The organism is Methanomassiliicoccales archaeon (assembly GCA_038850735.1).
GTDB lineage: Archaea > Thermoplasmatota > Thermoplasmata > Methanomassiliicoccales > JACIVX01 > JACIVX01.
In genome coordinates this window covers 156,803-167,277 of sequence record JAWCLO010000003.1, presented here as the reverse complement: position 1 = coordinate 167,277, position 10,475 = coordinate 156,803, and the positions used below count along the sequence as shown (strand labels likewise).

Genomic DNA, 10,475 nt, shown 5'->3' with positions numbered 1-10,475 from the left:
AATTGTGGCAAAATTACACCTAAATGCTACATCCTCCTTTCTACCAATAAATCCTATTCCTGCTGCTTCAAACGGTCCTCTGCCTGTATAAACCTCGTAAGGATCGTAACCAAGTATCGCTAAATGGGAGGTATCACTTCCTGGACGGATACCGGGAGCAATAACATCGATCAGGCCATTTATGCCATTTTCAGCATACCAGTTTAGATTTGGCCTGTGGGAACATTCAAGAGGCGTTCTCCAGCTCAGTTCCCTTATTGCCCTATCGCCCATTCCATCAACAACAATGATGAGGATTTTCTTAGTTTTAGGCATCGACGAGGTAATATCATTACGAATAGATAAACAAAATCAGCAATAAAATCAGCATTATTCAACAACTACTTCTGTTCTCTCTCTTGACCATATATTTTCAGGCAACGTGTCATAAATATTCATCGACTCATCCCTGATTTCCGATAGTTTTCGTGCCTCCTTTAGTATTTCATCTGTATTGATCTCCCAGTAGAAAATTCTCCAGCTTCTGCCGTTAGGTAGAATCGTTTCTTCCCAATCAGTCTTGAGAAGTTTGAGATCCTGCAGAAAATAGAAAAGCCGTCGATCCTCTTGATCGAGCATGTTATCTATTACCACCTCTCCATAACCAAAATAATTGAGGACGCGCATGGCTAATTCCTTTGCCATTGACTTATTTGCACCGACTTTACTTGCGATCACGTTTGCCAGAAAGTCGAATTTAAATGGGGGGTTTTTTGTCGTATTCATAAATAAAACTATTGTGTAAGTACTTCTATAAGAAATTATCTCCCATAAACTGATTTGATGCATAAACTGACTCCTACAATAATAGCAAAATTCGTTTTTGAAAAAAGCTCGATTACGTGCGTGTGGTTTGCATATCAGTTCAAAATAGCCGTGTGGCGCAAATGCATGCCTTTGTTCATTGACACAGTAACCAGCTCTCATTTATGCATTGGAAATTAATTGTCTGGCTGCAGGATTCCTTAGATTGTAGAAAAGGATATTTCTTAGGACTCTGTTCTTTGTAAGTGACAGGAAAAGTGAAATCAGGCTCTTAGGTTTTTTCCATTTATTGAAGAGTCTGCTATATCCAAGACGCACAAAGGTATCTAACTCTTCTTTGGAAAAGGGAGTTACAGGATACTCAAATATCCGGTGATTTGTTTTCCAATCATCTCCTCCAATGAGCCCCAAAGAATCGAAATTTTCCCACATTGGGGTTCCAACCAAACAATCCAGTATATTGATTTGAATTGCATGAGGGTAGGTTTCTTCTATAAGATCTAGAGTCATCATTACATCGTCATGATTCTCAATAGGAGCACCTATTATGAACGATGCAACAACCAGTAGCCCTGCCTTCTTCGCATTACGAATGGCGTTGCGAATTTCATCGGGTTTACATCCCTTTTTGTAATACGATAAGACCCTTGCTGATGCGCTTTCAGCACCAAAGTAAATGACTTCAAAGCCCGCCTTCTTCATTTCTTTCAGCAGTGAGATGTCGGCTCGGTCTACCCGACCTTCTGCATAGAACCTCAAATCCAATCGTTCTCGTCTTATGAGTCTGCACAGTTCGATTACTCTTTTTCTATTCAATGTGAAATTATCGTCGACAAAAATGCAATTCTTGTATCCTTGGCTTTCTATTTGAATCAGCTCGTCGATAACGTTAGAGGGGCTCCTTTCTCTGTATTTCTTCTTCATTAGGCGCGAGCAGGAACAATAAGTGCACTCATGGGGACACCCTCTTGATGAACAGATAGTCGTCAACTTTCCGAATGTTAATGGTACGCCGAGGTGTGAATACCCATATTCCACATCTGCCACAAGATGTCTATCTGGAAAAGGCAATGAATCAAGATCTCGTATCAGGTCGAATTCATTTTGGACGATTTTCCTACCATCTCGAAATGCGACTCCACTCAAAGAGTAAGGTCGCTGATTCTTTTCAATGAAATCAAGAAGCTGCGGGAGCACGAGTTCCCCTTCTCCCCTGACAATAAAATCGACTTCTTCATAGGACGCAAGAATTTCTTTGGAGGTAAAGGTTGGATGGTACCCACCAAGAATTACAGTAATATCTGGCATCCGCATCTTGACTTCGCTTACCACCTTCATGGTGTCTAGAAACATGTGTGTAGAGCAGTTCATTCCAAGTACGTCCGGTGCTTCCTTTTCAATCTCAGATACGAGGGTGCTGGAATCCATATTCAGGCAGAACGCATCAAATACTCTCACTTTGTCTCCCCTTTGTTTTTTCAGACTCGAAGCTAAATAAAGAAGCCCAAGGGGAGGCCAGCACTCTGAAGACTTTCCAGGTGGCGTAGAAAGCAGAATCTTCAAATCTAAACCCTTAACTAATCATTGACTATCTTTACTTATATGATTTCCGGGTATGTAGAATGTAGAACATTCAAATGTAGTATGCTTTCATTAATGCATAACAAAATCATGTCATCAAAAACTATATCCAGTTTTAACTTTCAAAATTAAAAAGGAATTGAATAAGAAAATACAGAACTACCTCGATCCACTACTTAGAAACCAATACAACATCCTGAAAGTAAATAAAGAATTCAAGAATGATAGGAATGGGAACCAAAGGAGTCAAGACTGTTTTGCATTGTAAATTATAAAATGTTGTTTTCTGGCACAATAGAGTTATTGCATCTAAACTAATTTTTATTGCAGGAATCCCAAAGAAATATTAACTGATTTTCTGACAAAAATGAATTAAAAAGTAAAAGAACAGGAAAATAGCAAGGAGATATATTAGAACTAATAAAACTCCAATTTCAAAGAGATCAATCCCAAGCAAGCATATTACTTATGATACAAGACGTAAATAGTGACAATGATGAGTCCAATGATCACAATTGCAAGAGCAAATTGACCATAAGGTGAATTAAGAGCGTCCCAATAGAAGTTAAAAAATCTCGCTATCTGTACGACCAGCAGGATCATAAGCAAAGAAACGATGATGATTCCACCTATAATATCACGCCGATGCTTTTTGTTAGTCTTATCGTTCATATGTAATTTTATGTAATCATCATATACATATAGTATTGCAGAAAAAATAATGGCACTTCTCAATCAAGATCGATTGTTTGACGAGTCATATAGATATATCTTACCTCGGCGAGATACATTTTCTTAGGTGATCACCCTCCGATCCAATAAGAATGTCCTTTTTTTGATCGATCACTTACATTGAATTCAACGGACAACAATTGGAACAATAAAGCCTTACACCAGTTTAATTCTATGGCGTTGGGAAAGGTTGATAGAAACGGGACCTAAACGCTGTCGATGTGCAAAAATAACCCTTGAGACCCAGTTTTTCAGCTGATGCTATTGGAGAAAATGGTGGGTGGAAAATCAAATGCCAAAGCCAAGAAGGTTCAGGAGTTCTTTTTCAACTCGTGATTTAGCCACAAGACGAGTCCTATAGTTATAGGAATCCCAAAGATGATTGCAGTCCAGACCACTATTGTAATCATCGAATGCGCAACATAGTCCAAGGTCCAAGATGCAATAGCAACATTCCAGTTTCCATCGATAAAAACCTTGATGCAGAGAGCAATAAAGAACACAAATGATGCCCCGCTTCCACCACGCATTGCGCGGGATCGTTTCTTAAAAAAACGATATCCTTTCTTTTCCTCAACGGGTAGCCTCTTCCACCACAGCCAACCTAATGCCGCTCCTATGATTGCTGGAACACCAATAAGGAGTGATTCCCAGAAAATCAAATTCAAAATAAATGCCACCACATGCCCAATTGTCCAAGAACCCAAAGCTATGGGTACTAGACCCGTTGACTGAATCTCTTCAATGAACCATGAAAAGACGTAGATTGCGCCCACAAATGCCAAAATTCCAGCTGCTGCGAATGCCGCAACTATGTTCCAGTGTTCTTTAATAAATTTCTTCCAATCTAAATCATTTTCTACATAAGATTTTTCAGTCATGACCATTCACGAAGTTCATATATAAGTTATTATCTCCATTAACGCATAATCTTGTCTTATCGTATTTTGAACAGCAATTGATATTAATTTAATTAGTCTTAACTGGTGTTGTTAATTGCGTCGGTTGTAGCGGCTATGGTTTTATGGAGAAGAAAGCGATGGCAAGCAATAGCGCTGAAATCCAGATCAGGATTGCCCCTATGCCAAAAAGAATAATCAGCAATGCACCTATTAGAAGTAATAATCCAGCTGTTGAGAACAAACCAACGCCTGATTTTCTTGAAAGCGCTCCAAACGAGCGTCTAACAAAGAATGCCGAAATTACAACAAACACCCAAAGTACAACGAATGCCGCTAAAATTCCTATCAAAAAAGGCATGATGACCTCTGTAGAAAACCTTGACATATCCGGTGTTAGACCTGAAAGAGCCGTCCAGTCTCCATTCCAATCTGGAAAAATCGTGTAGAGAAAATCTTTGAGCGAAGTTAGAACAGTAACGATGACCAATGCAATTGTGATTACGACGCCAATTAGTCCCATTGTCAATGCGTAAAGGGCATTGCTGAAAATCCTCCCTTCGTTGTAATAGTTAGCCAGATTGTGCAGAGCGATCATGATGAGTATTAGACCGACGAACTCAATTATGCCAAAATAATTGACGTATGGAAAAACCCCAATAAACATAAGTAATGAGCCCACTCCGCCCAATATTCTACTACTTCTTACTGACATTTTTCAGCCTCAACCCTTATCGTAGACGATATACGTATAAGAAAACTATCTCGAAGTTGTAATTTCCATCCAATTGCTTCTCCCCGTTAATTTCCAATAGAAAAGAAGACCGTCAGGAGCTTCCCCGTGATTATATTATTAATCAAAATCATTCAATGCAAGCAAACCAAGATCGTTACAAGCCAGTTGCTGCCAAAAGGTGCAGGGGGTGCGATTTGAACGCACGGACCCCTTCGGGACAAGGTCCTAAGCCTTGCGCCGTTGGCCAGGCTTGGCTACCCCTGCGGAATACTGTTCGATATCCCATGTAATATTTAATATCTTATGATATGAGAAATCAGATTCAAATCAAAAGTGCATTAGGTAGCTTCACTTCAATCGACGAGCTAGAGTAATCCCTTTTCTTTCAGGAAAAAATTATGCCGTCCCGTAGTTGGGAAGTCATTTCATGATATTCTTTTTACTTCGATCAGTTGAGTAAAGTACTCTCTTGCAACCTCAACTGCACGATCCCATGTGCTTGGATAGGCCATGATTTTGCCTTTTACCGCAATGACGTCCTCTCCCTCGCTCAAGATCAACCTCTCATAGAATGCTTCCTGCTTGTCAAATCTGAAAAAAATGAAACCATTTTCATCGATTCTCACCGACAAGGTTTCTAAGACGCGCTCTAAGTCCTCTAATCTCCATCGCACGAAAAAAGAATTGATTTCGTGGCTTCTATTAAGCGTTGATTCAAATATGGTTTTTGGATTGCCATGGTATCCAAGAGTGACAGACCTTCGAAACTGCTCTGTACCAGTTACAAACTGCAGTGCCTTGATAACTTTGTTCTCATCTTCCGTAGCATTTGCAAAGACCCTGAATTGAAGCGAATGAAATATGATTTTTCTTGAACTCATACAAAGATTCCTAATCTACAAAAGCATTACTTATGCATTCCTCGACAAAGCATGATTTGCAGCCTATATTAATATCATTTAACTGCAAATCGCTCGATAATCAACGAAAACCGAATGCTATCAAGTAACGTGCTCAATAAGAGCATAGAAAACGCTTATAACTACCGACCAACTTGACCGCATTGGTGTCATACTCATGATTGAAATTCGCATACATGGACGAGGAGGGCAGGGAGCCGTTGTGGCCTCTGAAATCCTTGCCCGGGCTGCGGTCAAGGACGGTATGCGGGTTGCAGCGTTCCCTTTTTTTGGCGTCGAAAGACGCGGGGCACCTGTGACAGCGTTTTGTAGGATCGATGATAAGCCTATAAGAATTCATGCAGGAATCTATGAGCCAGATTACGTGATTGTTCTCGACCCTAAACTTATGGAGTTCGTCAATGTTTTCCAGGGACTGAAAACCGGTGGAGAGGTTCTATTGAACACAACAAAGAGCAAAGCAGAACTCGGAATTCAAATTCCAAACAAAACTTGGATTGTTGATGCGACAGGCATCGCGCTGAAACACGGGCTTGGAAGCGAAACTGCGCCGATAGTAAATACTGCTATCGTCGGGGCATTTGTGAAAATTTTTCAAAAAATAAGATTAGAATCACTAATGGAAAGCATTAGGGAAGCGGCTCCGACTAAAAAGGAGGAAAACGCAGCAGCGGCAAAAGATGCCTATGATTTGGTAAGGGAGGTTTGATCATGATAAAATTGCCCCAAACCTACAAAGATTTGCCATCAACACCGATTACATTTTGCAATACTGAGGATAACAAGACAGGTACTTGGCGCACTATTAGGCCGGTGATCAACGCCGAAAAATGCACTCGCTGCTATATCTGCTGGAAATTCTGTCCAGATGTTAGTGTCGAGGTGGATAAAGAAGGTGACTATCCACGGGTAAACTATGAATACTGTAAGGGATGTGGAATCTGCGCAAATGAATGCCCATCTGGTGCAATCACCATGGAAAAGGAGATGGGAAAATGATCGAGGTTATGACTGCTAATTACGCGGCCGCTTACGCAGTAAAGCTGGCAAGAGTTAAGGTGATAGCGGCATACCCAATTACACCGCAGAGCAGTATTTCTGAGAAGCTCGCAGAATTTTATGCTATGGGCAAACTTGATGGGAAATACGTTCTCGTTGAAAGCGAACATAGTGCAATGTCAATGCTGATCGGTGCATCATATGTAGGAGCGAGAACTTTCACGGCAACTTCGTCACAAGGTCTTGCACTCATGCATGAAATGCTCTTTTGGGCCTCTGGCGCTCGAAGACCTATCGTCATGGGTGTCGTTGCCCGAGCATTAGCGCCCCCATGGAATATCTGGGGCGATCATATGGACGTCATAAGCGAGCGCGATACAGGATGGCTACAGTTGTTTTGCGAGAATAACCAGGAAACGCTTGATACGATCCTTATGGCTTACAAAATTTCTGAGGATCGCTCGGTAATGCTACCATCAATGGTCATCGAAGACGGGTTCATTCTTTCCCACACCTACGAGGCTGTGGATGTTCCAGATCAAGAAGAGGTCGATGATTTTCTACCACCTTTTGATCCAGAATGGAAAATTGACTTCGATGATCCTCGACGCTTCGGTGGGCTTACCATGCCAGATTGGTGGTCTGAATTCAGATATCGCATAGCAATCGAACAGGAAGCATCAAAGAAGAAAATCGTTGAGGTTGACAAGGAATTTGAGAGGAAATTTGGTCGTAGCTACGGCGGGTTGGTGGAATTCTACAACTGCGACGATGCAGATGTTGTTCTCGTGGTCGCTGGCTCTGCTGTAGGGACCGCAAAAGAGGTCTCTGATAGGATGCGCGAACGTGGCAAGAAGGTAGGCGTAGTGAAGCTAAAGTGCTTGCGGCCCCTACCTGCAGAGGAGCTGAAGAAGCTAAATGACATGGTGCCAGTTGTTGGCGTATTCGACAGAAGCTATACTTTTGGCTACGGAGGTGCCATGTACTCGGAAGTGAAAAACGCACTTTACGATCCCGCAGGAGGTCCGCTCATAAAAGATTACGTGGGCGGGATGGGAGGCAAGGACTTTACTCCGAGGAATATGGAATTTATTTTCGAAGACTTACTGGAGATCAAGAAGAAAGGGAAAGTAGATAGAATGGTCGAATGGATAAATATTCGAGACGGCACGGGGAGGTGGTAGGTATTCCTAAATTTACAATTCCAAAAGAAGAATACGTTTGCAGAGGACATAGCGCCTGCCCCGGATGCGGTACACCTCTTGCTATGAGGTACACGCTAAAAGCGCTGGGTCCAAAAACCATACTTAGCATTCCTGCTGGTTGTGGGGGTGTCATACTTGGTCTTTGGCCGGGATACGCACTCAAGGTTCCAGTCGTCGATAACGCGTTTGAGTGCACAGCTGCAATCGCAGATGGAATCAGAACGGGATTTGATGTCATGGGGATAGAGGATGCTAATGTAGTGGCATGGGCAGGGGACGGTGGTACAGTTGATATCGGTCTTCAAGCACTTTCCGCTACCGTTGATCGTAACGCAAACATCATTTACATTATGCTTGACAATGAGGCATACATGAATACTGGTATTCAGAAAAGCGGGTGCACACCGATTGGCGCATGGACTACTACAACGCCAGTTGCTGATGGGAAAGGCTGGAATACCTCGCCAAAGAAACGCATCATGGAGATCCTTGTTGCAAATGGTATCTCATACGGGGCAACCGTGAACGTTGCTTATCCAGAGGACTTTATAGCAAGAATCAAAGAAGCAAAGGAAATCAAAGGCACGAAGTTTATTCACGTCCTTGCGCCGTGCACCCCTGGATGGCGTATTGATCCTCGGATGACCATTGAAGTTGCACGGCTGGCGACCCAGACAGGGATATTCCCATTATACAAGGTGGTCAATGGAAAATATACCTTGACAAAAGAGATTAGGAATAGGAAACCAGTACGGGATTATCTAAAATTGCAGGGTCGTTTTAGGCACTTGTCTGAGGAGTCGATCAATGAGATTCAAAGGATAGTCGATGCAGAATATGAGCGCCTCATGAAACTCATCAAGAGTACGAATGAGTAAGTAATTTTTCTGCCCTTGAATTTCTCTGAAATTTTTTTTATTTTCTATGATTATATTTGGTATTAGGTCATCTCATCAGTCTTGTATTTTGCTGATTGAATTTGATCGCAAAATGAATTCATTTGAGAATAAAATATCACTACTAGCATGGCATTCATGCCAAAAAAATCGAAAATGCTTGAAGGAGGCTTCCGCATCAATCCATAGACATGGCTGATATTCGAATTGACAGACAAAGTAACTGTTTTGATCGAACCAGTCATGATTGCATATCGCTTCTCTACTACTGATTTATATTCGAGTTCGTTAATTGGGTATAAAGCCTGTATCCGAATCGTTAAATCCCTGATTGCCTGGTTCATGTTCTATTGCGGTGTGTAGTAGCTCAGCTTCGAGCGGTTTCTGTGGTGCAAACTCATCAGCATCTTCTTCGTCCAATTCCTGGAGCATTTCTTCAATGTCTGAGGCAATCTGCGTTATGAATGACTCGGTTATCTTTGCGCACACAGACTCAATGATTTTGATGATGCTACGTTCCATTATTGAAAAACTTTCATAGACTGGGAGATCTCCTGCGATTTCGAGCAGTTTATCGTTGTCAAGAACCAAAGTTGTTTCGGCAACTTCTCGAAGCTTTCGGATGCCCTCTTCTGCCTTTTTTCTGCATTCCTTCTCATGAGAGAACGGATTGATTGCGATGGCAAATGTAACTGCATCAAGTTCCCTGGCTATGTGTGCAACAACAGGGGCAGCTCCAGTACCTGTTCCTCCGCCCATGCCGGCGATGACAAATACAATGTCGCTTCCCTTTAGAACATCCCTCAAAGTCTCACGAGCACACTCTGCACAGTGTTCACCTACCTCAGGAAATCCACCAGCGCCCTTCCCATATGTAATGTCCTTTCCGATGAGAATTTTCTTATGAGCATCGATAGACTGGAGCTTCTTTTCGTCCGTGTTTATTGCGATGGTTTCAACACTATTCCTACAATTCCAGTAAATGTTGTTCACAATATTATTACCAGCACCGCCGCATCCCACCACGGTGATCTTCGGTTCGATCATTCCCTTGCTGAGCAACGCCATTATTTGCTCAGATTTCATGGTTGCATTCATCCCTTCGGCCTCCTTCACGAATCCTGAAGATGAGGTACCCTAATCGAATCGACTTTGATTTACAAAGTCGTGCATCCCATCCCTTCTACCGGCTACTCATCTTCAGTATTTTGGTCTTTTCCCGCAATTGGTACAGAGTCTGGAAGTATTTCTAGCATCTCGCTCTCGATCTCATCAACCCTCTTTCTAATTTCGTCAACGACTGCTTTTGATATGAATTCTTTCCTGATGCATTCCTCGATAGCTTCATTAATCGTGTTATAAACGCCGGCCCTCACAAGACTCTTTATTGCCCTTAATGCCAATGGAGGTACTCTGATTGTTACAGTTGTATCGCTTGCCAGTTTCCTACTTTCCTCCTTTCTTCCTTCGATGAAGGCTTTCAATGCTACTCTGGCAAGTTGAGATCTGCTGGTATACTCGGGATGTTTGTCGAGGAAATCATCCATTAATCGAAGTTCCTCAAATCCGAGCCTCAGCGAGATTCTTTCCTCGTTCATTGATTGCCAGCCCTCTGTCCCACCACGGGCGTCATACACTATGACGAAAACTATATTTATAATTTGTTGCAGAAGTCATATTTTGTCATACACAGGCAATCTTAA

General features: G+C 42.1%; 13 protein-coding genes and 1 tRNA gene. 4 read left to right on the top strand and 10 right to left on the bottom strand.

Going from position 1 to position 10,475, the window contains the following annotated elements; genetic code table 11:
* The 8 genes from QW087_03410 to QW087_03375 all read right to left on the bottom strand — a co-directional run.
* Nucleotides 1-315, bottom strand: a 315-nt coding sequence (locus QW087_03410; GenBank protein ID MEM2943769.1) for a phosphoglycerate mutase, incomplete at its 3' end; no start/stop codon positions are given.
* A gap of 54 nt (nt 316-369) precedes the next feature.
* The gene (locus QW087_03405) at nt 370-765 is read right to left on the bottom strand and encodes a DUF6015 family protein (GenBank protein ID MEM2943768.1); all 396 of its coding nucleotides are present in this window, start codon (nt 763-765) and stop codon (nt 370-372) included.
* A gap of 201 nt (nt 766-966) precedes the next feature.
* A complete protein-coding gene (locus QW087_03400; protein MEM2943767.1) occupies nt 967-2,367 on the bottom strand; it encodes a radical SAM protein in 1,401 nt (466 codons plus the stop codon).
* Between the two features lie 480 nt (nt 2,368-2,847).
* A complete protein-coding gene (locus QW087_03395; GenBank protein MEM2943766.1) occupies nt 2,848-3,057 on the bottom strand; it encodes a hypothetical protein in 210 nt (69 codons plus the stop codon).
* 371 nt (nt 3,058-3,428) lie between these two features.
* Nucleotides 3,429-3,998, bottom strand: coding sequence for a hypothetical protein (locus QW087_03390; GenBank protein ID MEM2943765.1), 570 nt, complete (start codon nt 3,996-3,998; stop codon nt 3,429-3,431).
* A gap of 133 nt (nt 3,999-4,131) precedes the next feature.
* Entirely contained in the window at nt 4,132-4,731 is a 600-nt protein-coding gene (locus QW087_03385) for a DUF996 domain-containing protein (GenBank protein MEM2943764.1), read from the bottom strand.
* Between the two features lie 200 nt (nt 4,732-4,931).
* Nucleotides 4,932-5,016, bottom strand: a tRNA-Leu gene (locus QW087_03380).
* Between the two features lie 161 nt (nt 5,017-5,177).
* Nucleotides 5,178-5,633 (bottom strand): RNA-binding domain-containing protein, encoded by a 456-nt coding sequence (locus QW087_03375; protein MEM2943763.1) that lies wholly within the window; start codon nt 5,631-5,633, stop codon nt 5,178-5,180.
* 196 nt (nt 5,634-5,829) lie between these two features.
* Between QW087_03375 and QW087_03370 the strand changes: the two genes are divergently transcribed.
* From QW087_03370 to QW087_03355, 4 genes are read left to right on the top strand one after another with little or no spacing between them, the layout of a single operon-like run.
* Nucleotides 5,830-6,381, top strand: coding sequence for a 2-oxoacid:acceptor oxidoreductase family protein (locus QW087_03370; GenBank protein ID MEM2943762.1), 552 nt, complete (start codon nt 5,830-5,832; stop codon nt 6,379-6,381).
* 2 nt (nt 6,382-6,383) lie between these two features.
* Complete coding sequence (locus QW087_03365) at nt 6,384-6,671, top strand: 4Fe-4S binding protein (protein ID MEM2943761.1); 288 nt, start codon at nt 6,384-6,386, stop codon at nt 6,669-6,671.
* Nucleotides 6,668-7,855 carry a pyruvate ferredoxin oxidoreductase gene (porA, locus tag QW087_03360; GenBank protein MEM2943760.1) on the top strand — a complete coding sequence of 396 codons (1,188 nt, stop codon included), beginning with the start codon at nt 6,668-6,670 and terminating at the stop codon, nt 7,853-7,855. The genes QW087_03365 and porA overlap by 4 nt, the downstream gene beginning before the upstream one ends.
* Nucleotides 7,819-8,754 carry a thiamine pyrophosphate-dependent enzyme gene (locus QW087_03355; protein ID MEM2943759.1) on the top strand — a complete coding sequence of 312 codons (936 nt, stop codon included), beginning with the start codon at nt 7,819-7,821 and terminating at the stop codon, nt 8,752-8,754. The genes porA and QW087_03355 overlap by 37 nt, the downstream gene beginning before the upstream one ends.
* Before the next feature lie 306 nt (nt 8,755-9,060).
* Here QW087_03355 and QW087_03350 read toward each other — a convergent pair whose 3' ends face one another.
* Together QW087_03350 and QW087_03345 are read right to left on the bottom strand one after the other, a co-directional pair.
* Nucleotides 9,061-9,870: a hypothetical protein gene (locus QW087_03350; protein MEM2943758.1), complete on the bottom strand. Its 810-nt coding sequence runs from the start codon at nt 9,868-9,870 to the stop codon at nt 9,061-9,063.
* A gap of 92 nt (nt 9,871-9,962) precedes the next feature.
* Nucleotides 9,963-10,409, bottom strand: a complete 447-nt coding sequence (locus QW087_03345; GenBank protein MEM2943757.1) for a hypothetical protein — start codon at nt 10,407-10,409, stop codon at nt 9,963-9,965.
* Between the last annotated feature and the right edge of the window lie 66 nt (nt 10,410-10,475).

Bases quoted from the DNA above. Each gene is read 5' to 3' on its own strand.
- QW087_03405 (MEM2943768.1), bottom strand. From the start codon at position 765: ATGAATACGACAAAAAACCCCCCATTTAAATTCGACTTTCTGGCAAAC.
- QW087_03355 (MEM2943759.1), top strand. From the start codon at position 7,819: ATGGATAAATATTCGAGACGGCACGGGGAGGTGGTAGGTATTCCTAAA.
- QW087_03385 (MEM2943764.1), bottom strand. From the start codon at position 4,731: ATGTCAGTAAGAAGTAGTAGAATATTGGGCGGAGTGGGCTCATTACTT.
- QW087_03370 (MEM2943762.1), top strand. From the start codon at position 5,830: ATGATTGAAATTCGCATACATGGACGAGGAGGGCAGGGAGCCGTTGTG.
- QW087_03350 (MEM2943758.1), bottom strand. From the start codon at position 9,870: ATGAATGCAACCATGAAATCTGAGCAAATAATGGCGTTGCTCAGCAAG.
- QW087_03390 (MEM2943765.1), bottom strand. From the start codon at position 3,998: ATGACTGAAAAATCTTATGTAGAAAATGATTTAGATTGGAAGAAATTT.
- porA (MEM2943760.1), top strand. From the start codon at position 6,668: ATGATCGAGGTTATGACTGCTAATTACGCGGCCGCTTACGCAGTAAAG.
- QW087_03365 (MEM2943761.1), top strand. From the start codon at position 6,384: ATGATAAAATTGCCCCAAACCTACAAAGATTTGCCATCAACACCGATT.
- QW087_03395 (MEM2943766.1), bottom strand. From the start codon at position 3,057: ATGAACGATAAGACTAACAAAAAGCATCGGCGTGATATTATAGGTGGA.
- QW087_03375 (MEM2943763.1), bottom strand. From the start codon at position 5,633: ATGAGTTCAAGAAAAATCATATTTCATTCGCTTCAATTCAGGGTCTTT.